20 protein-coding genes are annotated in these 21,911 nt (G+C 70.7%); 5 read left to right on the top strand and 15 right to left on the bottom strand.

Annotated features, from left to right (window positions below; genetic code table 11):
• Positions 1 to 217: 217 nt before the first annotated feature.
• The 9 genes from ACIBD9_RS25255 to ACIBD9_RS25215 form a co-directional block, all read right to left on the bottom strand.
• Positions 218 to 1,675, bottom strand: a complete 1,458-nt coding sequence (locus ACIBD9_RS25255) for a protein kinase (RefSeq protein WP_396721371.1) — start codon at positions 1,673 to 1,675, stop codon at positions 218 to 220.
• A 165-nt stretch (positions 1,676 to 1,840) separates the two neighbouring features.
• The gene (locus ACIBD9_RS25250) at positions 1,841 to 2,734 is read right to left on the bottom strand and encodes an SGNH/GDSL hydrolase family protein (RefSeq protein WP_396721369.1); all 894 of its coding nucleotides are present in this window, start codon (positions 2,732 to 2,734) and stop codon (positions 1,841 to 1,843) included.
• A gap of 124 nt (positions 2,735 to 2,858) precedes the next feature.
• On the bottom strand, positions 2,859 to 3,533 hold the full coding sequence (locus ACIBD9_RS25245) for a DUF6891 domain-containing protein (RefSeq protein ID WP_396721367.1): 675 nt from the start codon (positions 3,531 to 3,533) through the stop codon (positions 2,859 to 2,861).
• Between the two features lie 76 nt (positions 3,534 to 3,609).
• Entirely contained in the window at positions 3,610 to 4,224 is a 615-nt protein-coding gene (locus tag ACIBD9_RS25240; RefSeq protein ID WP_396721365.1) for a dihydrofolate reductase family protein, read from the bottom strand.
• A 209-nt stretch (positions 4,225 to 4,433) separates the two neighbouring features.
• Positions 4,434 to 5,834: a non-reducing end alpha-L-arabinofuranosidase family hydrolase gene (locus ACIBD9_RS25235; protein ID WP_396721363.1), complete on the bottom strand. Its 1,401-nt coding sequence runs from the start codon at positions 5,832 to 5,834 to the stop codon at positions 4,434 to 4,436.
• Between the two features lie 208 nt (positions 5,835 to 6,042).
• Entirely contained in the window at positions 6,043 to 6,483 is a 441-nt protein-coding gene (locus tag ACIBD9_RS25230; RefSeq protein ID WP_396721361.1) for an OsmC family protein, read from the bottom strand.
• A gap of 25 nt (positions 6,484 to 6,508) precedes the next feature.
• Positions 6,509 to 8,248 (bottom strand): multicopper oxidase family protein, encoded by a 1,740-nt coding sequence (locus ACIBD9_RS25225; protein ID WP_396721360.1) that lies wholly within the window; start codon positions 8,246 to 8,248, stop codon positions 6,509 to 6,511.
• Complete coding sequence (locus tag ACIBD9_RS25220) at positions 8,245 to 8,697, bottom strand: DUF6220 domain-containing protein (RefSeq protein WP_396721359.1); 453 nt, start codon at positions 8,695 to 8,697, stop codon at positions 8,245 to 8,247. Before ACIBD9_RS25220 ends, ACIBD9_RS25225 begins: the two co-directional genes overlap by 4 nt.
• Before the next feature lie 10 nt (positions 8,698 to 8,707).
• On the bottom strand, positions 8,708 to 9,697 hold the full coding sequence (locus tag ACIBD9_RS25215; protein WP_396721358.1) for a carboxymuconolactone decarboxylase family protein: 990 nt from the start codon (positions 9,695 to 9,697) through the stop codon (positions 8,708 to 8,710).
• 144 nt (positions 9,698 to 9,841) lie between these two features.
• Here ACIBD9_RS25215 and ACIBD9_RS25210 point away from each other — a divergent pair, with 144 nt between their 5' ends.
• The 3 genes from ACIBD9_RS25210 to ACIBD9_RS25200 all read left to right on the top strand — a co-directional run bounded on the left by ACIBD9_RS25210 (position 9,842) and on the right by ACIBD9_RS25200 (position 12,480).
• On the top strand, positions 9,842 to 10,972 hold the full coding sequence (locus ACIBD9_RS25210) for a sensor histidine kinase (protein ID WP_396721356.1): 1,131 nt from the start codon (positions 9,842 to 9,844) through the stop codon (positions 10,970 to 10,972).
• 25 nt (positions 10,973 to 10,997) lie between these two features.
• On the top strand, positions 10,998 to 11,660 hold the full coding sequence (locus tag ACIBD9_RS25205) for a response regulator (RefSeq protein ID WP_396721355.1): 663 nt from the start codon (positions 10,998 to 11,000) through the stop codon (positions 11,658 to 11,660).
• Positions 11,661 to 11,766: 106 nt separating this feature from the next.
• Entirely contained in the window at positions 11,767 to 12,480 is a 714-nt protein-coding gene (locus tag ACIBD9_RS25200; protein ID WP_396721354.1) for a hypothetical protein, read from the top strand.
• 205 nt (positions 12,481 to 12,685) lie between these two features.
• Here ACIBD9_RS25200 and ACIBD9_RS25195 read toward each other — a convergent pair whose 3' ends face one another.
• Positions 12,686 to 14,980 (bottom strand): hypothetical protein, encoded by a 2,295-nt coding sequence (locus ACIBD9_RS25195; RefSeq protein ID WP_396721353.1) that lies wholly within the window; start codon positions 14,978 to 14,980, stop codon positions 12,686 to 12,688.
• 246 nt (positions 14,981 to 15,226) lie between these two features.
• Positions 15,227 to 15,424 carry a hypothetical protein gene (locus ACIBD9_RS25190; protein ID WP_396721352.1) on the bottom strand — a complete coding sequence of 66 codons (198 nt, stop codon included), beginning with the start codon at positions 15,422 to 15,424 and terminating at the stop codon, positions 15,227 to 15,229.
• A gap of 347 nt (positions 15,425 to 15,771) precedes the next feature.
• On the opposite strand from ACIBD9_RS25190, the gene ACIBD9_RS25185 reads away from it, so the two are divergent.
• Together ACIBD9_RS25185 and ACIBD9_RS25180 are read left to right on the top strand one after the other, a co-directional pair.
• On the top strand, positions 15,772 to 15,963 hold the full coding sequence (locus ACIBD9_RS25185) for a hypothetical protein (protein WP_396721351.1): 192 nt from the start codon (positions 15,772 to 15,774) through the stop codon (positions 15,961 to 15,963).
• Positions 15,964 to 16,150: 187 nt separating this feature from the next.
• Positions 16,151 to 17,680 carry a gluconokinase gene (locus tag ACIBD9_RS25180; protein ID WP_396721349.1) on the top strand — a complete coding sequence of 510 codons (1,530 nt, stop codon included), beginning with the start codon at positions 16,151 to 16,153 and terminating at the stop codon, positions 17,678 to 17,680.
• Here the strand turns inward: ACIBD9_RS25180 and ACIBD9_RS25175 are convergent.
• From ACIBD9_RS25175 to ACIBD9_RS25160, 4 genes are read right to left on the bottom strand one after another with little or no spacing between them, the layout of a single operon-like run.
• The gene (locus ACIBD9_RS25175) at positions 17,658 to 18,548 is read right to left on the bottom strand and encodes an ABC transporter permease (RefSeq protein WP_396721347.1); all 891 of its coding nucleotides are present in this window, start codon (positions 18,546 to 18,548) and stop codon (positions 17,658 to 17,660) included. The genes ACIBD9_RS25180 and ACIBD9_RS25175 overlap by 23 nt on opposite strands.
• Complete coding sequence (locus ACIBD9_RS25170; protein WP_396721346.1) at positions 18,548 to 19,447, bottom strand: ABC transporter permease; 900 nt, start codon at positions 19,445 to 19,447, stop codon at positions 18,548 to 18,550. Before ACIBD9_RS25170 ends, ACIBD9_RS25175 begins: the two co-directional genes overlap by 1 nt.
• Positions 19,444 to 20,556, bottom strand: coding sequence for an ABC transporter ATP-binding protein (locus ACIBD9_RS25165; protein WP_396721344.1), 1,113 nt, complete (start codon positions 20,554 to 20,556; stop codon positions 19,444 to 19,446). Before ACIBD9_RS25165 ends, ACIBD9_RS25170 begins: the two co-directional genes overlap by 4 nt.
• Complete coding sequence (locus ACIBD9_RS25160; RefSeq protein WP_396721342.1) at positions 20,553 to 21,773, bottom strand: ABC transporter substrate-binding protein; 1,221 nt, start codon at positions 21,771 to 21,773, stop codon at positions 20,553 to 20,555. Before ACIBD9_RS25160 ends, ACIBD9_RS25165 begins: the two co-directional genes overlap by 4 nt.
• Positions 21,774 to 21,911 lie beyond the last annotated feature (138 nt).

The following is a 21,911-nucleotide window of genomic DNA, read 5'->3' as shown; positions in this document are numbered from 1 at the left end:
CTAAACAACCACCACACCCCCCACCCTCACCTGCCCGGGGCGGGGGTTGAGCCCCTTGTACCTCACCCCCAAAAAAACCCCCCCCCCCCCCCCCGGGGGGGGGGGCCCCCCCCCCCCCCCCGCCAGACTGCGTTCCGCAGGCAACCCCCGTCCGCATCGGCGTCCAGGACGACCTCGGGTCGGCGGTGTGGCACAGTCCGGTCGTCGCCGCCGCCCGTTACACCTGCGGCGCGGCGGTCTCTCCCCCGGCCGGCGATTCCTCCGCCGACGGTGCCGAGGTTGGGTCCGCCGCTGGGTTCTCCGTCGTCCCCGCAGTCGGTGTCGCCGTCGTTCCGCCCGTCGGTCCTGTCGTTGGGGCTTCCGTCGGGGCTTCCGTCGGTTCCGCAGGAGCGCTCTCGGACGCGGTGGGACTCGGCGAACCCGCAGTGCTTCCACCGGACGGCGTTGATGGGTCCACCGTCCCCTCGCCCGCGGCCCGGGTGGGCGTCGGGGTCGCGGAGCCGGGCGCTCGGACCGGCAGGCCCGCGGAACTACGGGTGGCTGGTTCACCGCCGCCGACGCCGGGGCCCGGTTCCCGCTGCGGCGGCACCGTCGGCGACACCGCGGGCGGCACCACGCGAGGCGTCGACGGTCGCCCGGTTTGGCCGGGCATGATCCCGATGGGATCGGCGAGCACCAGGACGGCGGCCGCGGCGGCCAACGACCCGAGAAGCACCGCGAGCGCTCTGGGCCCGGGAGTGACCGCCCGGCTCACCGTGCCGCCGAGGGCCGACCGCCGGGCAGCCGTGACCTCGGTCCGCACCCCGATCTCGGTCGCCCCGGTCGCGGTGGACGGCACCTGGTCAGACGGGTCCGCGAGTGTCTGCGCCGCGTCGGCCATGGCCGCTGCCGTCGGAAAGCGGTGGGCGGGCTCCTTGGCCATCGCGGTGGCGACCACGTGGCGGACCTCCGCCGGAACGTCCTCGGGCAGCGGCGCCGGTTCCTCTTCGAGGTGCCGCAGCGCCACCGCGACGGCGTTCTCGCCCTGGTGCGGCGGCCGACCGGCAAGGCAGTGGTAGACGACAGCCCCCAGCGCGTAGATGTCGATCGCCGGCGTGGTCTCGTTTCTCGCGACCTGCTCAGGTGCCATGTACAGGGCGGTGCCGACGACCTGGTTCGGTGCGGTCAGGCTCGCCGCTTCCTGCGTCACCGCGACACCGAAATCGACGAGTACGACGTGCCCGTCCGGCTCAATGATCAAATTGCTGGGTTTGACGTCACGGTGGACGACACCGGCGTCATGCGCCGCCTGCAGGGCACGGGCGGTCTGCGCGGCGATCGACATCGTCTCGGCCACGTCCAGCCGGCCGACCTCGGCGATCCGCTCCGACAAGGGCTGCCCCTGCACGCATTCCATCACGATGTAGGCGAGGACCGGCGCTCCGGATTGGGACACCTCACCGTAGTCGTAGACCTGGGCGACACCCGGGTGACGCAGGGCTGCCATGGCCCGTGCCTCGCGCCGGAACCGCTCACCGAAGCCCTCGTCGGTGACCAACCGGGGTTGCAGCATCTTGACCGCCACGCAGCGGTCCAGGGTTTCGTCGACCGCCCGCCACACGTCACCCATTCCGCCGCTGGCGATGCTTTCGACCAGGCGGTAACGGTCTCCGACGACTTGCCCCACATTCGGCATAGCTTTCGGTACCCCGGACTCCTCGATCTCAAGCACACCGAGTTGGGCATCGCCGCGCCGGCTTGCCTGGAGATCGGCACGCGCACGGACTGCGAGCGCCCGGCCACCGTGCGGTGACCCGCCCCGCCGCTGCCGGCGGGGCGGGCTCCTCCGGTTACGGGCCGGTCAGCTGTTCAGCCTGGCCAGCAGGGCGGTGGCCATGCCCTGCTCACCTCGGGCGTTGGGGTGGAACGGCGCGGCCGAGTTCTGCGGCACCAGACCCTCGACCCAGCGGGTGCCGCTGCTCTTGCACGTGTCGCGGCCGATCGACGGGGTGTAGACATCGGCGTAGGTGGCGCCGTTGGCGCTCGCGACGCTGGCCAGCATCGCGTTGAGCGACTTCTCGATACCGCGCAGGTACGGCACGTCCTGGTAGGCGATCGGAACGACCGGCCAGCAGCCGTAACCGGTGTCCGGCAGGATCGCCGGATAGCCCAGCACCACGACCCGTGCGCCCGGCGCGGCCTGCCGGACCGCCTGCAGCACGGCGGTGACCTTCGGCGTGGCGGCGACGATCCGCGCCTGCAACTGGTCGACACCTCCGGCGGTGTACCGGTTCTTGCACGGAGATCCGAGCGGGCTGCTGACGCTCGCCTCCGCGCAGTCGCCGATGATGCCGGAGAAGCCGATGTCGTTGCCGCCGATCTGCACCGTCACCAGCGACGTGTTCGACGTGACCGCGTTGAGCTGCGGTGGCAGCGTGATGCCCAGTTGGCCGCTCCCGCCGTAGAGGATGTCGTCCGTGGTGGCGCCGGAGCAGCTCACGTCGGCGAACGACGACGAGCCGGCGGACGCCGCCACCAGCGACGGGTAGTTGCGGTTGGACCGCAGGCAGTTCAGGTCGACCTGGGTGGGAATCAGCGGGCCTGCGGTGTACGAGTCGCCCAGCGCGACGTAGCGGCCGGTGGGCACCGCGGCGCTGGCGGGGGTGGCGACGGTGAGCAGCACGCCGGCGGTGGCGACGGCGAGTGCGGCCAACCGGGTGGCTGCCCGCAGGAGGGGCAGGCGGGGACGGGTCATGGCGCCTCCCAGGAGGGATCACGGGGGTGGTGGTGCCCGAGATCCTGTCGCCGCGGACGTCATCCGTCAATATCGATGAGCCTCACTAAATGCCGGTCCGAAGTGTGGGATCAATCGGTGGTGGTCAATCCAGCGGCGCGTACCACTGGGCGCCGGTGACCCGGATCCGGCGGGACTGCCTGCGGTTCCACTCGACCTGCATGCCGTGCTTGCGGAGCACCGGAAAAGCGACCTCGTCCAGCAGCCGTTCCAGGTCGGCCTGGTAGCTGGCCTGCTGCTCGGCCTCCGACAGGCCCGCGTAGGCGACCTCGTCGAAGTCGGCCGGCGGGTAGACGCCGTAGCCGAGATAGACCTCGCCGTCCTCACTCGCGAGCAGCGACTCGGTGTCCTGCTGGTGGTACCAGAGGAACCCGCGCCAGTGCCGAGAGTCGTCCCGCTCGTCGTCGATCTCGGCGCTCGCGCAGGTGCCACAGCAGCTGAAGTTCTCCCGGGCCAGCACCCCCAGCTCGTTGAGCTCCGCGAAAGCGCGGGTGAGGTTGCCGCGCACCTCACCCCACTCGCGCTGCTGCTCCCGCCGAACCGCCAACGCCGTCTCGTGCGCCGCCGTGAGCTCGTCGTCCGTGGCGCCACAGCGCTCCTCGGCGTCGTCGAAGAAGTCGACGAACTCGTCCGCGTCGCTCTCACCCCGCACGACCCAGGCCCACAGCTCGTCCTCGACGGCGGTGCGGCCCGGCTCGGGGATCCGATCGGTGAGGAACCTGACACCTGCAGGGCGGTCGTTGTACGTCCACTCAGTCACGACGGGATCTTCACATGGGCGTACGACGCCCTCGGTCCGAGAACGGCCGGCGCGGCGGCGATCCCCGGAACGCGCCCTAGTTTCCGGCCGGCACCTGGTCCTTGACCTCGTCGTAGCCGACCGGCGTCGGTGCCGAGCCCGACGCGTAGATCACGCGAAGGACACCCGTCGGGAACGCCTCCGACGCCACCAGTCGCAGGTGGTACGCCGCGTCGCCCTCGTCGAACAGCTTGCGACCCTTGCGCGCGGCCACCGGGTGCACCAGCAGGCGCAACTCGTCGACCAGACCCGCGGCGAGCAGTTGCTGCACGACGGAGATCGACCCGGGAATGAGAATTCCCCGGACGCCGGCATCCGCCTTGAGCGCGGCGACCGCGTCGAGGAGGTCCCCGTCGATCAGCTCCGAGTTGCGCCAGGAGAACTCCAGCGGCTGACGCGAGACGACGACCTTGCGCACGTCGCCGAGCTGCTTGGCGAACGGTGCGTCGTCGCCACCCGCGGCCTCACGGCCGGGCCAGGCCCCGGCGAAGCTGTCGTACGTCTCCCGGCCGATGAGCAGCACGTCGGCGGCGTCATAGTCCTCGGAGACGGCGCGGCCCATGTTCTCGTCGAAGTACGGGAAGTGCCAGTCCGGGTCGATCTCGGCCACACCGTCGGCCGAGATGAACAGCGTGGAGATGACCTTTGCCATCGTGAAGATCCCTTCGAGTCGGGTGATGTCGCTGGTTCAACCGGCGCATCGTCCCAAACTCGTCAGCCACCGGCTGCCCCGATGAGGCGTGTCGTATCCCGTCTTTGTCAGCCAGACGTCACGGGAGCGATCCAATGCCACGTTTCGACGTGGTGCGGGCGGGCTCGGCGTGACGCCGAGCCCGCCCGTTCCGGACCGGTCGAGGGTGATCAAACCGGGCGCTGCAGGGTCAGCAGACCCGGCCGGTACGGCAGGAGGCCGTAGTCGCCGCCGGAGCTGGGGGAACGGCCCTGGTAGAGCAGTTGCAGGTTGCAGGGGTTGACGGTCATCGTCTGGTCGGCGTTGGTGCGCAACAGCTCGCCGTGGCTGATGTCGTTGGTCCAGGTGGCGCCGCTGTTGGCCTTGCCGGCGAACGGGTTGCTCTCGCTGGCGGCCTGCGGCGTCCACGAGCCACCCAGGCTGGTGGCCGTGAACGAGCGGAAGTAGCGACCCTGCGAACCGATCGCCTCGACGATCATCAGATAGCGACTCTGGCCCTGGAGTTTGTAGACCTGAACGGCCTCGAAGAGGTTGTTCGTGGTGTCGCTCATGATGGTCGTGTAGTTGGAGCCGAAGCTACCCGGGAAGTTCCCGATCGGCATGCTGGCCCGGTAGATCTTGCCGTTGTCCCCGGCGAAGAACAGGTACATGTTCGTGCCGTCACCGATGACCGCCTGGTCGATCGGGCCGGTACCCGACCCGGTGATGCTGCCGCTGAACAGCGTTTGTGCCGCCGACCAGCCGTTCGGGTTGGTCGGGTCGGTCGAGGTCCGGTACGAGAACGCCGGCCCACCCCACTGGTAGGCGAGCACCCAGATGTTCTTCGGCGCGAAGTAGAACAGTGACGGCGCGACGGTCGCGTTGTTCATCGCGTTCTGGCTGGCCGAGGCCATCTGCGAGTAGTTCGTGAAGAGGCCGAAGTTCATCGAGCCCCACCTGGTGCCGTTGTCGTGGGTGGTGGCGTAGACGAGTTGCTGGCCGTTGTAGGGGGCGACGGTGAAGTCCTTGAGCGACACCCAGCCCGACCTCGGGGTCGCCAACTGGCCCGTCGAGGACCAGCGGTACGTCGACGGGAGGTTGCACGTGTCGGTCGGCGGCGGGGTGGTCGGCGGCGGATCGGTCGGTGGTGGGGTCGTCGGCGGCGGGGTCGTCGTGCCACCGGTGCAGGCGACACCGTTCAGAGCGAAGCTCGTCGGGTCGGGGTTGCTGCCCGTCCAGGATCCGTTGAACCCGAACGACACCGTGCCGTTGGTCGGGACCGAGCCGTTGTAGCTCACGTTCCTCGCCGTCACCGCCGACCCGCTCTGCGTCAGCGACGTGTTCCAGGCCTGCGTCACCGTCTGCCCGGCGCCGTACGACCAGGTCAACGTCCAACTGCTCAGCGGATCGCCCAGGTTCGTGATCGCCACGTTGGCACCGAAACCGCCCTGCCACTGCGACGACACGGCGTAGTTCACCGAACAACCCTCGGCCGCGGCGACGGCCGGCAGCGCCGCGACAACTGTCGACGACACCAGTAAGCCGATGCCGGCCGCCACCAGACCGACATTGGTGGCTCTGGATCTGGTCATATAGCACCCTCCTCGCAGGACGGCGGCCCAGACATTGGTGGTGGCCGCTGCGCGGCAACTGATTGTGAGCGTTAACAGGCCGCGTCAGGTATGTTACGGGAGCGCTCCCACACCATCAACCGGCGTCTATTTCTGGTTTCCGCCCACGGTTGGCTTTCCCGGTGTGGCGGCCGGGAGAACGGACCGCACCCGGCCTGAGCAGCCGTGCTCAGCGACGATCAGTCTCCGCCACGGCGATCGCGACGGGAGTGCCGAGCTCGACGGTACGGGAGACGGTGCACAACCGATCGTGCGACTGCTGCAGCGACCGGGGCAGCGCCGCACGGGCCGCGTCGCCCTCAGCGCCCTCGGGAAACGTCACGGTGAACTCGACCCGCAGGTTCCGCATCCGGTTTCCGCCGGCCTCGTCCCGGACCTTGTCACCGGTGACGGCGATGGCGAACTCGGTCGGCTCGGCACGACGGCTGGTGATGTGGTCCACGTCCACCGCCGTGCAGCCGCCGATGGCAGCCAGCAGCAACTCCACAGGCGTGAAGCTGCCGTCCTCGCCCGTGCCCAACGACACCGACCCGCCACGGGTGTTCCGCACGACGTAGTTGCCCAGGCTGGTGCGCTCGATCTCCACCGAGCGGAAGGTGTCGTCAGTCATGACAGAAAACTACCGGCATCCGCGATCAGGAGTACATGAGATGCAGCGTCATCCCGGCCTCGGCGTGCGCCAGGTTGTGGCAGTGGTTGGCCCACATCCCCGGGTTGTCGGCCCGGAACGCCACCTCCCACACCTCGCCCGGGCGCACGTCGAACGAGTCCAGCCAGAGCGGGCTTCCGGCCGCCGGCTCTCCATTCCGGGCCAGCACCAGGACGTGGTGACCATGTAGGTGCCACGGGTGCACGATCTGCGACCGGTTGACGATGCTGAACCGCACGACGTCGCCCAGGCGTACGACCTGCGGTGGGATGTCACGGTCGGCCGCGCCGTTGACGGTGTGGGCGTACCGGGGCAGCAGTCCGCGCAGGTCGAGGCCGCGATCGAGAACGAGGGTGAACGTCTTGTCGAACCGGGGCCACGGCACCGGAGCGGTCGCGCCGTAGCCGAGCGGATCGAGCACCGGCCAGGCGCCGGTCACCGTCGACAGCGGGCCGGTCGAGTAGACCGCCCGTCCGTCGACGAACAGCGCCACCGGGGTCGCCGGCGCGTCGAAGACCACGTCGTAGCGGCCCCCGGCCGGGATCAGCACGGCGGTGTCCACCAGTGACGTCGGGCCCCGCAGGTCGACGCCGTCGATCGCGGCCACCCGGAACGCGGTTCCGGCCAGGGCGTACCGGTGCGTCGTGCTGTCGGTGTTGATCAGCCGCAACCGCACCGGCACGCCGGCCTCGACCTGCTCCACTCTCGGCGCGGGCAATGGACGGCCCGCCAGGGTGTGCACCGGCACCGTGACGTCGAGGCCGGTCACCGGCCCCGGGCGCACCACCAGCACACCGTAGAGACCCATCCGCACGCCGACGTCGGAGGCCGAGTGCGTGTGGTACCAGTACGTCCCGGCCTGGTCGGCGCGGAACCGGTAGACGAACTCCTGCCCGGGCCGCACCGCCGCCTGCGTCACTCCGGGCACCCCGTCCTGGTCGTTCGGCACGTCGTACCCGTGCCAGTGCAGCGTGACGCCGCGCCCGATGTCCCGGTTGCGCAGCGTCACCTCGACGACGTCGCCGACGGTGGCGGTCAACTCCGGTCCGGGTACCTGCGCGTTGAACGCCCACGCCGCGACGTTCCGGCCGCCCGCGTCCACCGTGGTGGTCCCGGCCGTCAGGGTGAACCGCCGGGTGGGTTCGTCGGAGATCCCGGCCGCCGGATAACCATGATCATGCGGTACGGCGGGCGCGGCGTCCGGGGCGACGGTCAGCCCGGTTCCGGTCACCAACGCCGCGCCCGCCACCACCAGGGCCACCCGGGACACCGTCCGGGACGGGCGCGCGCCGAGGGCACGTCCGGAGATCGCCGTCGCGGCGACGACCCCGGCGACCGCGAGCAGCCCCGCCCCCGCCGACGCCGGATAGCCGTGCAGGATCGTCACGAGCAGGGCGCTGCTCGTGGCGTACCCGGCGAACAGCAGCGGGACCGCGACGGCCCGGATGTCACCCGGGGCCCGCAGCAACCGCGGACCGGCCACGCCCACCGCCGCGAGCGCCAGGGGTGCGGCGATGAACACCTTCTCCGCGGCGAACCACCAGCCGGCGCGGGCGAGGGCGGTGATCGTGATCGCGCGGGCGAGCGTGGCGAGCAGCGCGACGGCCGCCAGGCCCAGTGCGAACGGGCGGCGCCGTGCGGCGGCCGCGGCGCCACCACCCAGCCAGGCCGCGGCCGCGAGGAGCGCGATCACGAGGTCGGCCGCGAGCAGCGACCCGGTGGTCATGCCGGCTCCCCTTCCCGGGTGACCACCCGAGCCGGGCCGACCGGCACCGGGGCCGCCAGCTTGCGCGCCGCCCGGAGCACGGCGACCACGACGTGCACCGCGATGATTCCGTTGAGCGCGTGCAACCCACCGATGGTCAGGCCGAGCGGGGTGCTGACACCCGACGCGTCGGTGAACGCCTCGGCGAGCATGGCGATGAGCGGTTGGAGGACGACGAGGCCGATCGGCAGGACCGCCAGCCCGATGAGTCTGCCCGGCGCCTTCGCGAGCGCGGCGAACAGGGCGGTGAGCACTGTGAGCGCCGGGATGACCGCCATGCCGTTGACGCTGTGCAGCGCGTACGCGTCGTCGCCGGCGGGTCTGGTGAACCCGCCCACGGCGGCGAAGACGAACTGCAGGGCGAACGCGACGAGCGACACCGCGCTGATGATGACGAATGCCTTGCGCATGGGTTACCTCCTAGCGGTGCGCCGAGGCGAGGGCCTGGGCGACGTGATCGGTGGCCGTGATCGCCCCGTACGCGACCAACCGCACGAGGTCGGCGTCGGCCGGGTGGGAGAGCCGCCAGAGAGCGACGTCGCCCGGGCTGATCGCGCTGGGCGCGAACGCCGCCAACAACGCGATCCGGGTCCCGATGCGGTCCCTGCCGGGCACGTCCCGGACCAGGTCGACGGCCCAGTCCGCGGGCCGGGCCGGGAACCGCCCGTCCTCCCAGCGCACAGTGGCCGTGACGGTCTGGCGCGCCACGTCGCCCAGCAGGTCGCCACCCCGCACGGCGGCGTCCCGCAACGACGCGTAGGCGACGCCCACCGGGCTGTCCCCCGCCCAGGCCGGCGCCGCCGTCGCGTCGGCGTCGAGGAGCGGGAGGCTCCGTCCGGGCTCCTTCGGTTCCCGGGCCGCCCTGGCGTAGAGCCGGCCCCCGACCGAGCGCACCAGCGGGGAGCGTTGCAGGCCGCCGGGGAGCAGGTCGGGGTCGAGCAACGCCGAGACGACCCGGTTGATGAAGTGGAAGGCGAGCAGGGTGCCGGTGATCTCCGGGCGGTGCGGGCTGGTCCAGTCGGCGGCCCGGGGGCTGCGGCTCGCCTGCGCCCAGTCGACGAGTTGGGCGTGCCGTGGCTCGGGCGGCGTCTCGCCCCGGGCGACGGCCTCGGCCAGCTTCGGTTCGCCCAGCGCGTGCAGCATCAGCACGTGGGCGTCGACGCAGAACCGACAGCGGTTGGCCCGGGACACCGCGGCCGCGACGAGTTCGCGGTCGACCCGGGGCGCGTCACCGGCGAGCAGCGCCTCCCGCATCAGCGCCCAGGTCCCGGCCAGCACCTCCGGCACGGCCGAGAGCGCCTGGAAGGTCGGCAACGGCCCGAGAAAGTCGTCGCGCAACTGTTGGTAGACGGCGGCGGTGCGGCCGGTGGCCGCCCTCGTCGGCGTGGGGGTGAAGAAGCGGTATGTCATGGGCTCGATGCTTGTGGCGGCGGGCCGGGAAAGCGTCGTGCCGCCGCAGACACTTGCCGTGCCGCAGATACCGCGCCCGTGGTACGCCACAGCTACCACGCGCGCGGGATGCTCCACCGACGACGGCCGCTCTACAGTGCGACCATGCGCCGCGACCTCCCGTACGCCCTCGGCGGCCTCGCCCTCAGCGCCCTCCTGCTCGGCAACGCCGCGCTCACCCCGGACGCGGCGCCGGTCGAGGTGCTCGACATCGCTCTGGTCCTGGCCACGGCGGTGGCCCTGGCGGCGTGCCGGCGCCACCCGGTGGTGGCGCTGGGCGTGGTCACCGTCGCCATGCTGGCCGTCCACGTCCGGGTGCACCCGGGGGTGTCCGCCGCGTTCCCCGTTCTCTGCGCCGTCTACGTCGCCGCCTGGCAGGGGCACCGGTCGGCCGCCGCCGTGGCCAGCCTCGCCTTCCTCGGTGGCTTCCTGGCCCGCGACATCTCGATGGCGCCGGCCGGGCGCCCAGGCCAGCTCGTCGCCGAGCGGACGGCCCTGCTGCTGGGCTGGTTCGTGGCGGCCAACGTGGCCGGGCTCGTCGCGCGGCAGCGCCAGGCCTACCTGGAGCAGGTCGAGCAGCGGGCGATCGAGGCCGAACGCACCCGCGAGGAGATGGCGTTGCGCCGGGCCGGGGAGGAGCGGCTGCGCATCGCCCGCGACCTGCACGACTCCCTGACCCACAGCATCTCGGTGATCAAGGTGCAGGCCGGCATCGCCGTGCACCTGGCCCGCAAGCACGGCGAGGCACCGTCGCCCACGCTGCTGGCGATCCAGGAGGCCAGCGGCGCCGCGATGCGCGAACTCCGCACGACCCTCGACGTCCTACGCGCACCCGACGACGTCGACCGGGTCGGGCTGGCCCGGGTGGACGAGCTGGCCGAGCGGACCCGGGCGGTCGGCGTACCGGTGCAGGTGACCGTCACCGGTCAGCGCTGGGACCTGCCCGACGAGGTCGACCAGGCTGGGTACCGGGTCATCCAGGAGGCCCTCACCAACGTGGCCCGCCACGCCGGCCCCGCGACCGCGCACGTCCAGGTGCGGTACGCCCCGGCGGAGCTGACCGTCGCGGTCACCGACGACGGACAGGCGTCGCCGGCTGAGCCCCTGACCCCGGGCGTGGGCCTGCGCGGCATGCGAGAGCGGGTCAACGCCCTGGGCGGCACGCTGCGGACCGCGGCGCAGGACGACCACGGATTCACGGTACGGGCCACCTTCCCGCTGGACGGCCCGCGATGACCGCCCGCCGCGGGGAGGAGCCGGGATGATCCGGGTGCTGCTCGCCGACGACCAGGCGCTGATGCGAGCCGGCTTCCGGGCACTGCTCGACGCCGAGGACCACCTGGAGGTCGTTGGCGAGGCGACCGACGGCATCTCGGCCGTCCACCTGGCACGGTGCCTGCGCCCGGACGTCGTCCTGATGGACGTGCAGATGCCGGGCCTCGACGGCATCGAGGCCACCCGGCGCATCGCCGCGGATCCCGACCTCGACGCGATCCGCGTTCTCATCCTCACCAACTACGGGCTCGACTCCTACGTCTTCGCCGCCCTCCGCGCGGGCGCCAGCGGCTTCCTCCTCAAGGACGCCGACCCCGCCGACCTGCTGCACGCCGTCACCGTCGTCGCGCGCGGTGACGCGCTGCTGGCGCCGACCGTCACCCGCACGCTGATCAGTGAGTTCGTGGCCGGTCCGCCGCCGGCCGTGCCGACGGCCGGACGCGACGTGCTGACCGCCCGGGAGCAGGAGATCGTCGAGTTGGTCGCGCGCGGGCTGACCAACGACGAGATCGCCGCGCGCATGGTGATCAGTCCGCTGACCGCCAAGACACACGTCAATCGGGCGATGACGAAGCTGCACTGCCGCGACCGGGCCCAGTTGGTCGTGTGGGCGTACGAGTCGGGCCTGATCACGCCACGTCGGCGGTGACCGCGGCCGTCGAGAGCGCGGTCGATCAACCCCCTTGGGAACATGAGGCTGGGCCGACGCACTAGCATTGCCGCCGTCCGCGACGGCTCTGCTGAATCGAGGCGACATGCGTTGGCTCCGTCGATTGCTGGGCGGTAGGAAGGTCCAGCTCGACCCGGGACGCCAGCAGGCGCTGCTGCACGACGTCCAGTCCCGGTACGGCCCCCACGCGCGGATCCGGTTCACCGAGCAGGTCGAGGCGCTCACTGGTTCGCTCGACAGCGACGACGGCCTGGTGGTGGCGACCCGGATCGTGAGTCAGGTCGCCGACGAGGCCCATGTGGACCTTCAGGCCCAGGCCCAGGAGATCCACCGACGGACGGGCCGGCGACTTCTGGTGCACCGCCGCAACTACCGGCCGCTGTGGAAGGAGGCCGGCCCGGCCCTGCGCTGGCCGCTGTTCGCGTTGCCCTGCGGCTTCCACCCGTACGCGCAGGTGGCCGCCGCCGTCACGGTGGTCGGCAACCGGGCGCCCCGGCTCGACCGGGTGACCGACCCGAACCCGCTGGTGACCCGCGTGTTCGAGGTGCTCGACCTCACCACGTCCGGCTGGGAGTACGGCCGGGTGCGAGTGGACACCGACGCCGCCACTCTGGCCGATCGACTGATCGTCAGTGCCGGGAAGGTCCTCGCGGCCATGGACGACCCGCCGCGACTGCCGCCCGCGGTCCGTGAGCTGATGCGTCGCAACAACACCGTCGCGGTGCACGATCCGGCCGGTCCACGGGCGGTCGGCGGGATCAACCTGGGCGCGCGGATGCGGGAGGAGTTCCTGGTCTGAGCGCCCTTAGTGCTGCACCGGCAGTTGGTCAGGGTAGCCGTGTGGTCGGTAGTGGCAGGTTCGGGCTTGGTGTTGGCGTCGTCGGCGCCATCGTGACCAGGCCGCGCCCGGCTGAGCCGCACCTGCCGAACGCCTGACGCTCGGGCGGCGGCGGGCTCCGGTCGCACCGGGACCCGCCGCCGCCGGTCTGTCCTTAAGGCATGTCCTATCGCGTGCCGATGGTGACGGCGCGCTCGCCGGGCCGGTACAGCAGCAGATGGTCCGCGCTGCCGGTATGCCCGAAGTCATAGGCGACGATCCGGTCCTGGGCGTTGCGCAGGTCGAACCAGCCGACGCTGCCGACGCCCTGGTGGGAGACGTGGACCGCCGAGTACGTGTCGGTGGGGTCGTGCCGCACCACGTCCAGGTAGCCGGTGCCGGGCCGGTAGACGACGAGGTGGTCGGTCATGCCGGTGTGGGCGTAGTCGAAGGCGACGATGCGGTCCCGCGGGTCGGCGAGGTCGTAGCCGGCGATGCCGCTGGACGAGATCAGGTGCGGCCAGAAGGTGTTGCCGGCCCCGTGCCCGACGATGGTGACGAGCCGGGCGCCGGGGCGGTACAGCAGCAGGGCGTCCTGCTTGCCGGTGTGCGCATAGTCGTAGGCGATGACCTGGTCATCCGGGCTGGTCAGGGCAAAGCCGTCGATGCCCTGATGCGAACCGACGACCGTCGTGAACGGCCCCGCGGCGCTGTGCTGCAGGATGAACAGCACGTTGTCGCCGGGCCGGTACGCCACGAGGTGGTCGAGCTTGCCGGTGTGCTCGTAGTCGTAGGCCACGAGCCGGTCCTTCGGCGACGACAGGTCGTAGCCGCCGATGCCGCTGGTCGAGGTGTACACCGGCCAGAAGCTGCCGTCCGACGCGTGGCCGACGACGTGCACAACGCCCGTCCCCGGCCGGTACAGCACCAGGTAGTCCTGCCGGCCGGTGTGCGCGAAGTCGTAGCTGATGATCTGGTCGTTGGCGCTGCTCAGATCGAAGCCGCCGATCCCGTTCGTGGACCTGAACACCGTCTCGAAGCTGGGCCGCTCGGTGCCGACCGTCGTCTTTCGCCGCAGCACGTACACGATCCCGGTGCCCGGCCGGTAGACCAGCAGGTGGTCGAGCTTGCCGGTGTGCTCGTAGTCGAACGGCACCACCCGGTCTCGGGGATCGGACAGGTCGTACCCGCCGATCCCGCTCTGCGACTTGAACGGCACCCGCAGGTCGGGGTTGGTGAACGCCAGGCTCAGGTCGTCATAGAGCGCCACGTCCTTCTTGACGAAGCCCTTCTCCTCGACGATGCCGTACGGGTTGCCTTTGGAATCGCGGTACGAGAACAGCACGAGCGGGCCGGTGTAGTCCTGCGCCTGCCACATCCGGACGCCCTTGACCATCTGGTCCCCTTTCTCCGACCACCACCAGGCGGGATTGGGGGTGATCAGCCCGTATCCCCACTCGGTGCCCCAGATCTTCTTGCCCGCGTCGTCCCTACGCACCATCACGTCGCGGACCGCGGCGAGCTCACCACAGATCTGCCCGGGCGTGTCGTCGGCCGGCGGTCCGAACAGGTTCTCCCAGGGCGCGCCACACTTCGGCGTGTCCGGGTCGTCGTTCATATCGGAGTACGGATGATGGGCGACCGCATCGAACGTGTCCTTGTAACCGTGGGCGTACCCCCAGTCCAGCCACGCCGACGGCGACCTTGTCGCGTCGAGCCCCGCCGACGCACCGGCAAGCACATAACATTGACCACACGTGCTGCGGATCTCCGTGGACGCGATCTTGACCAGCTCCCAGTACCGGGCCAGTGTCGCGGTCGCGTCGGCGGCCGGGTCGTAGATGCCGTCCCCCGGCCGGATGACGCCGTCGTCGCCGTACACGCCGTCGTACTTGCCGAAGCCGACGATGTTCGGCTCGTTCCAGATCTCGAAGGCGTCGACGATGGGCGGGGTGCCGGGCGGCGAGCCCGGCGGCGGCCCGTAGTGCTGCACCGTCAGGTCCACGAGCGTCTTCCAGCCCTCGCTGTCCGTCGGCAGCCAGGTCTCCGGCGGGTCCTGGTTCGGTTTCTCCGTCCAGAAGTGGCCGCCGTTGAGCCAGGAGGGCGAGCCGAACAGTGTCACGAGCGGTCGCATGCCTTTGCGGTGCGCCTCCATCACCACCTGGTCGAGGTGGTCGAAGTTCATGGAGATGGCACCCGTGGAATCTTTCGACGCGAACGTGTGAAAGTCGGTCCATGCCCTGATGATCGGCGTGCGGCCCGGGACGAACGCCTGCATGCGGTCCAGATGGTCGCCGATCCCACCCGGGGTTTCGAAGTCGAAGCCGACCTCGGAGAAGCCGACGTCACGGTTGCTGTAGGGGTAGCGCGACGGCGTCGGGTCAGCGGACGCCGGGGCGGCGCCGGCGGCGACGAAGACCGTGGCCGCCAGCGCCATGAGGGCCGCCGCCGACAGGGAGACCAGGCGTTGTGCTCGGATCATGGCTGACCGTTCCCGCCTTCCGCTCAGAGCGCGCCGTGAAACGGTCGCTCAGACACACGGACCCAAGGCGGACAGGCTTGTCGCCATGCAACGCACCCGCGACGCCCCGTGTTGACACCCCGCGTGTCAACCGCCGCGCGAGGAATGTAACTGATGTGGACGGTGGGTGTGGCCCGCTTGCGCCGTGGGTGCCGGCGGATGTCGACCGGGCCACGCCGTGGGGGGAGATCTAATGCGGCTGGGGTATCAGGCCATCACGCGCGAACCGGACCGCCGCGGTTGCGCACTCGCCGGGGCGGTTCGCCGTCGGATACGCAACCCGGCCCGCAAGACGTACAGCTCGCGCTTGGCCGTAGCCAGCCCCTTCGTGTCGAGCACGTACCCGGTGATCCAAATCCAGTCGTTGTACGGGTCGGTCTCGCCGATCGACACCAGACGCAGCATCAGGGCCCGATCGCTCGCACGCCTCGCACAGCCAGAGTGGAAGCACCGGCCCGTGTGTGGTCATCAGCTCTCACCCGGCCAGTGACCCCGGTTGATCGGGATCTTGTGTCTGATCCGACACGGCAGCTCGTTCCCGCACGTGCAGACGTTCCGCCACTTGATCCACGACCACACCGGCTTATGCCTGCGAGCCAGGGTCAAAGCTACGGCCGTCAGATACTCCACGAAAGTGACGCGTCGGGTCATTCACCCGTCGCAGCACGGGGGGCTGCACGAGGGCAACCTCCATAGGGGTTGGCTCACCCGGTTTGTGCTTATGCAACCCCCAGGGCTCCTACCGTCACAACGTGGAGCTGCTTGGGCTGGATGAGATCCGCGACTTGCTTGGCGGGATCAGCAAGCAGCGCGCCACGATCATCGTGGGCCGCGAGGGATTCCCTGACCCCCTCGCCACCTTGAGCATGGGCCGCGTCTGGGATGGCAAGGCCGTTCGAGCTTGGATCGCCAAGAACCGGCCTGGCCCGACCGACGAGGACTGACGCCAAGCCGGACCAGAACGCAGAGCACCCCGGGACCGGGAAGTCTCACGGAAGCCCCGCCTGCCTCCAGGTGGCTGTAATCAATCTCTGGCGTCGGTCGCTCCCGGCGTCGGGCTTCGTGCCACGCGACAGGACAACTGCGCGCAACCGCTTGCCGGCCCGCCGAACGCCGCTCGACCATGTGGGGATGGGGCCGGAGCGTCGGGTGATCGTCGGAGTCGACGTGGGCACCACGGCCGTGCGGGCTGTCGCGTTCGCGTTGGACGGCACCGCACGACACGTCGCGACGCGGGCGTACCCGATGCTCCAACCGCTGCCCGGCTGGCAGGTACAGGACCCCGACGTGCTGGTAGCGGCCACCCTGGCGGCGGTGTCCGCGTGTGTCGCCGACACCGCCGGGGCTGAGGTGGTCGCCCTCGCGTTGAGTGCCGCCAGGTACGGCCTGATCGGTCTGGACGCGGCGATGACGCCGGTGACGCCGCTGCTGACCCGCCGTGACACGCGGTCGTCGGAGGCGGCCCGTGAGTTGCGGTTGTCCGGCCAGAGCCGGGAGCTGCACCGGTTGACGGGCATACCCGTGCACCCGATGAACCCCCTCTGCAAGCTCCTGTGGTTCGCCCGCCACGAGCCGTACCTGTGCACGGCAATCCGGTGGTGGATCGGCCTCAAGGACTATGTGGTCCATCGGCTCACCGGGATGTTGGTGACCGAGTTGTCCTCGGCCTCCGGCACCGGGATGTTCGACGTGCACCGTCGGGGCTGGAGCCCCGCCGTACTCGATCTCGCCGGGTTGTCCGAGAGTCAACTGCCCCCGGTCCTGCCCACGACGGCGGTGCTGGGGTTGTCGCCGACGGCCGGGCGCGCGGTCGGCCTGCCCTCCGGCACACCTGTCATCGTCGGCGCGGGAGACGGTCCGTTGCGGAGCCTGGGCGCGGCGGCGATCGACCACACCGTCGGTGGCCTGACGCTCGGGGCCGCCGGGGCCCTGCGTACGGTCGTCGAGGCCCCCCTCTCCGACCCGGTCGAGACGTTCTCCTGCGGTGCGTTGACCGACGACGCGTGGGTTGTCGGCAGCGCGGTCAGCAACGGCGGCAACGTCGTACGGTGGGCGGGACGTGTCCTCGGTGACGACAGTGCCGCGCCCGCGCTCCTGGATCTCGCCGCGCGGGTCGCGCCGGGCAGCGACGGCCTCGTGATGCTGCCCTACCTGCTGGCCGACGCCCCGCCGGAGGGCTGCGCCCCGCCGGGCGCGTTCCTGGGGCTGCGCAGCGAGCACTCGCGCGGCCACCTGGTCCGGGCCGCCGTCGAAGGCGTCTGCCTGCAACTCGGTGGTGTCCGTGACCATCTGGCCAAGCTGACACCGATCGGCAGCGTCCGCCTGACCGGTGGGGCCTTCCGGTCTCCGCTGTGGCGCGAGGTGATGGCGGCGGTTCTGGACTGCCCGGTCCGCGTCGCGGGGGTGGCCGACCACGTCACCCTCGGCGCGGCGGCGCTCGGGCTCTTCGCGATCGGCCACACCTCCGATCTTCAGGAGGCGGTCACCCAGCTCGATCCCGGGGTCGCCGGCGGCGAGCCCGTCGCTGTCGACCCGGCTCTCGCCACGGCGTACCGCGGCCTGCGGACGAAACTGCCCGCTCTCATCACGCTCGCGGGCCGGCTGGGTGAGATCCTCGACGAGGCGGCCAGCGCCGGCCTCAGTGCTCCGGCTCGTCCTTGACCTGCGCCACCAGCTGGGTCGGGTTGACGTAGCGCAGCGCGACGACGAGCAGGACCAGCATCATCGAGGTGTAGATGACCGCCATGGCGTCGACCGACTGCTGGGCCCTGATCCCGGACGCGGACATCGAGTAGTAGAGCGCCACCACCAGGGTCTGCGAGTCCGGCCCCGCGGTCAGGAAGGTGAGCTCGAACATGCCCACCGTCCGCACGAGCACGAGGATCGCGGAGGCGAGGATGCCCGGCACGAGCAGCGGCGTGAGGACCCGGAGGAACACCGTGCGCAGGCCGGCGCCGCACATCCGCGCCGCGCTCTCGATCCGCGGGTCGATCTGCTCGATGAACGGGGTCATGGTCAGGATGACGAAGGGCACCGACGGTACGAGGTTGGCGAGCACCACCCCGGACATGTGCCCGGCCAGGCCGAACTTGTAGAGAACGGTCGCCAGCGGGATGCCGTACGTGATCGGCGGCATCAGGATGGGCAGCAGGAACACGAGGAAGATCAGTCGTTTGCCCGGGAACGAGCGCCGCGCGAGGGCGTAGGCGGCCGGCACGCCGATCACCAGCGAGAGACCCACGACGAGGACGGAGGCCTCCAGTGTCACGACGATGACCTGCAGGAGCGCGAACTCCTCCCAGGCCCGCGCGTACCAGTCGGTGGTGTAGCCGTCCGGGAGCCAGGTGTCGAACCACCGCCGGCCGAACGAGCTGACCAGCACGGACGCCACGACGCCGAGCAGGTTGAGGAAGAAGAAGATGACGACGCCCCACACGACCCAGGCGGCCGGCCGCGCGGCGATGCGCCGCCGCCGGTCGGTGCTGGTGGCGGGGGGCCGCGCCGGTGGCGCCTGGGTCGTCGTTGCCATCAGCCCTTGCCTCCGGTGGAGCCGGTGTAGAAGCGGCCACGAGCGGCCAGCACCACCGCGATGATGACCAGCTCGACGAAACCCATGATCATGGCGATCGCCGACGCGTACGGGTAGTCGTACTGCTCGTACGCCGCCTGGTAGGCGGCGAGGGAGATGACCCGGGTCTCACCGGCCGGGTTGCCGACCAGCACCGCCGACGGGAACACGCTGAACGCCAGCACGAACGTCAGGCAGAAGGTCGTGGCGAGACCGGGCATCAGCAGCGGCAGGGTGATCCGGGTGAACCGACGACGCCAGTCCGCGCCCAGCGTCGCGGCCGCCCGTTCCAGGGTCGGGTCGATGCCGGACAGGTACGAGAGCACCAGCAGGAACGCGAACGGAAAACCGGTGATCACCAGCGAGAAGAACACGCCCCAGTAGTTGTGGGTCAGCCGCACCGGCTCGTCGACGAGGTGGGTGGCCAGCAGGATCCGGTTGAACCAGCCGGTCGGGCCGAGGAAGTTCAGCAACCCCTGCGCGGTGAGGACCGTGCCCAGCGTGATCGGCACGACCAGCAGCGTGGTGACCAGTCGCTTGCCCCGGAACCGGCCGCGCATCCGGTAGGCGATCGGCACCGCGGCGAGGACGTTCAGGAGCGCGGCGGGCAACGCGATCCGCAGCGTGATCCAGATCGTGCCCCGCTCGTAGGAGTCGGAGAAGAACCGGGCGTAGTCGCTGAACGGCCCGCCCCTGGTCGGCTGGAACGAGAGCGTCAGCCCGTAGAAGAACGGGTAGAGGAACAGGGCGATGACGAACACCAGGGCCGGGACCAGCAGCCAGAGCTGACGGTCGACGCCCCGCTCGGCGAGACGATGCCGCCAGTGCGCCAGCGGCCTTCCGGGCCCGGCGCCGCTCACCGCGTCGCCCCCGAGGTGTCCGGTTGGCGGTCGGTCGCCGCCGACGCGTCGGTGGGATAGACGAGCAGCCGCTGCGGGTCGACGGCGAGCTTGACCTGGTCGCCCGGTGCGATCCGCTGTTCGGTCCGCAGGTGCAGCAGCAGCCCGGTGTCGGTGCGGGCCTCGGCCGCCAACTCGCGGCCCTGGTACTCCACCACCTCGACGGTCGCCGACATGGCGTTGCGGGTCTCGCCGGGCCCGTCGACGCGGATGTCCTCGGGGCGTACCGCGACCACCACGTCCGCCCGGGTCCGCAGGCTCCCCACCACCTCGCCGAGCAGGCGGTGGCCGGACGACTCCACGGTGGCCCGGGCGCCGTCCACCTGCTCCACCTGCCCCCGCCACAGGTTGCGGTAGCCCATGAAGTCGGCGACGTGCCAGTTCGCCGGTCGGGTGTGCAGCTCGCGCGGCGAGCCGACCTGCTGCACTCGCCCCTCCCGCAGCACCACCAGCCGGTCGGCCAGGGAGAGCGCCTCCTCCTGGTCGTGGGTCACGTAGACGGTGGTGAGGCCCAGCGACTGGTGCAGCCGGCGGATCTCGGTCCGCATCTCCAGGCGCAGCTTGGCGTCGAGGTTGCTCAACGGCTCGTCCATCAACACCAGGGACGGCTCGAACACGACGGCGCGGGCGATGGCGACGCGCTGCTGCTGGCCACCCGAGAGCTGACCGGGCAGCTTGTCGACGTGGTCCTCCAGTCGCACCAGCCGCACCGCCTCCTCCGTACGCCGGCGCGTCTCCTCCTTGGGCAGCCGCCGCATCCGCAGCCCGAAGGCGATGTTCGCCCGGACCGTCAGGTGCGGAAAGAGTGCGTAGCTCTGGAACACCATGCCGAAGCCGCGCCGCTCCGGTGGCAGCGTGTCGATGCGGCGCCCGTCCTGCCAGATGCTTCCCGCCGTCAACGGCAGCAGCCCGGCCAGGCAGTTCAACGCCGTCGACTTGCCGCAGCCGGACGGGCCGAGCAGGGCGATGAACTCCCCCGCCTCGATCGTCAGGTCCAGCTCGGTGAGCGCGGCCTGGCCGCCGAACCGGCGGGACACCCCGTCGAGCCGCAGCTGGGAGAAGGCGCTCATCCCTGCTTGACCTTGCCGCCGCCGATCTCGCGGTCCCAGCGGCTGAACGCCGCCACCAGGCTCTTCGCGTCGAGCGGGACCTCGGTCGGGTTCCCGGCGATCAGCGCGTCGTACTCGGGGCGACCGAACTCCCGGATCGCGTCCTGGCTCTTCTGCGGCGCCGACGAGAGCTGGACCTCCTTGATCGCCGGGCCCGGGTAGAAGTAACCCTCGTCGTACGCCTTCGCCTGCTGTTCAGGGGTGAGCATGAACGCCAGCAGGGCCAGCACCGCGGCCTGGGTGTCGGTCGACACGCCCTTGGGCAGGACGGCGTAGTGCGCGTCGGTGACCCAGTGGAAGCCGTCGATCGGGGTGATCCTGGCCTCCTTGGGCACCGTGCCGAGCACCCGCGGGTTGATGTCCCAGCCGGTCGTGCTGACGATCAGGTGCGCGGTGCCGTTGGCGAGGTTCTTCATCGTCTCGGTGGTGCCGGACGGGTAGTAGTCGACGTACTGGCCCAACTCCTTGAGGAAGGCCCACGTCTTGTCCCAGCCCGCGGTGGGGTCCTTGGGGTTCGAGTCACCCAGGATGTATGGCAGACCCATCAGGAACGTCCGGCCCGGGCCGGAGTTGGCCGGGCGGGCGTACTGGAACTTCCTGGGGTTGGCTCTGGCCCAGGCGAGCAGCGCGTCGGCACTGGTGGGTGGCGTTGCCAGGCGGGACGGCAGATATTCGAGCAGCGGACCTGACGGGTAGTAGGTGACGGTGACACCGGCGTTGCCGGCGAGCTTCTGCATCGCGGCGGCCGGCTCCAGGTAGTTGCTCATGCCGCCGAGACGGTCCTGGAAGGTCGGCAACACGTCGATCCAGAGCCCCTGCTCGATCCCGGCGGCCAGACCGTCGACGCCGGTCAGGACGAGACCGATGTCCACCCGGTCCGCACCCTGCTGGGCCTTGATCTTTCCGGCCAGCTCGGGCGCCGGCGCCTTCGAGTAGGTCACCCGGGAGATCACGCCGGGGTTCTTCGAGACGAATTCGTCGATCATCCCCTGGGTCAGCTGGAGGTTGCCCGCCACGTCGAGGACGTTGAGCGTGACGGCCTTACCGGGCCGCTGTGGCACCTCGCCGGTGCTGTCGCCCGTGGAGTCGCCGGGGGCCTCGGGTGCCCCGCACCCGACCGCGCCCACCAGGAGCGACGATGCCGTGACCAGGAGAGCGCCGCGCCGCGAGATACCCATGAGCCGTTCCCTCCGCCAGGTGCCATCCCTGCTGATTCAGACAGCCGGTGCGCGGCGGTGGCAACGGGTTGCCATGTATTGCCTCGCGCGAATGCGATCGGGCCACTGGATTGTTGCGGGGGCATTGCCGAGTATTCA

Origin of the sequence: Micromonospora sp. NPDC050784, from assembly GCF_044456765.1 — a bacterium.
Taxonomy (GTDB): Bacteria; Actinomycetota; Actinomycetes; order Mycobacteriales; family Micromonosporaceae; genus Micromonospora; species Micromonospora foliorum.
The sequence above is the reverse complement of the archived record's forward strand: the minus strand, read 5'-3'. Positions and strand labels throughout refer to the sequence as shown.

Bases quoted from the DNA above. Each gene is read 5' to 3' on its own strand.
- ACIBD9_RS25195 (WP_396721353.1), bottom strand. From the start codon at position 14,980: ATGATCCGAGCACAACGCCTGGTCTCCCTGTCGGCGGCGGCCCTCATG.
- ACIBD9_RS25190 (WP_396721352.1), bottom strand. From the start codon at position 15,424: ATGCTGCGTCTGGTGTCGATCGGCGAGACCGACCCGTACAACGACTGG.
- ACIBD9_RS25210 (WP_396721356.1), top strand. From the start codon at position 9,842: ATGCGCCGCGACCTCCCGTACGCCCTCGGCGGCCTCGCCCTCAGCGCC.
- ACIBD9_RS25250 (WP_396721369.1), bottom strand. From the start codon at position 2,734: ATGACCCGTCCCCGCCTGCCCCTCCTGCGGGCAGCCACCCGGTTGGCC.
- ACIBD9_RS25220 (WP_396721359.1), bottom strand. From the start codon at position 8,697: ATGCGCAAGGCATTCGTCATCATCAGCGCGGTGTCGCTCGTCGCGTTC.
- ACIBD9_RS25165 (WP_396721344.1), bottom strand. From the start codon at position 20,556: ATGAGCGCCTTCTCCCAGCTGCGGCTCGACGGGGTGTCCCGCCGGTTC.
- ACIBD9_RS25200 (WP_396721354.1), top strand. From the start codon at position 11,767: ATGCGTTGGCTCCGTCGATTGCTGGGCGGTAGGAAGGTCCAGCTCGAC.
- ACIBD9_RS25215 (WP_396721358.1), bottom strand. From the start codon at position 9,697: ATGACATACCGCTTCTTCACCCCCACGCCGACGAGGGCGGCCACCGGC.
- ACIBD9_RS25205 (WP_396721355.1), top strand. From the start codon at position 10,998: ATGATCCGGGTGCTGCTCGCCGACGACCAGGCGCTGATGCGAGCCGGC.
- ACIBD9_RS25225 (WP_396721360.1), bottom strand. From the start codon at position 8,248: ATGACCACCGGGTCGCTGCTCGCGGCCGACCTCGTGATCGCGCTCCTC.
- ACIBD9_RS25235 (WP_396721363.1), bottom strand. From the start codon at position 5,834: ATGACCAGATCCAGAGCCACCAATGTCGGTCTGGTGGCGGCCGGCATC.
- ACIBD9_RS25230 (WP_396721361.1), bottom strand. From the start codon at position 6,483: ATGACTGACGACACCTTCCGCTCGGTGGAGATCGAGCGCACCAGCCTG.
- ACIBD9_RS25240 (WP_396721365.1), bottom strand. From the start codon at position 4,224: ATGGCAAAGGTCATCTCCACGCTGTTCATCTCGGCCGACGGTGTGGCC.
- ACIBD9_RS25160 (WP_396721342.1), bottom strand. From the start codon at position 21,773: ATGGGTATCTCGCGGCGCGGCGCTCTCCTGGTCACGGCATCGTCGCTC.
- ACIBD9_RS25180 (WP_396721349.1), top strand. From the start codon at position 16,151: ATGGGGCCGGAGCGTCGGGTGATCGTCGGAGTCGACGTGGGCACCACG.
- ACIBD9_RS25255 (WP_396721371.1), bottom strand. From the start codon at position 1,675: ATGCCGAATGTGGGGCAAGTCGTCGGAGACCGTTACCGCCTGGTCGAA.
- ACIBD9_RS25175 (WP_396721347.1), bottom strand. From the start codon at position 18,548: ATGGCAACGACGACCCAGGCGCCACCGGCGCGGCCCCCCGCCACCAGC.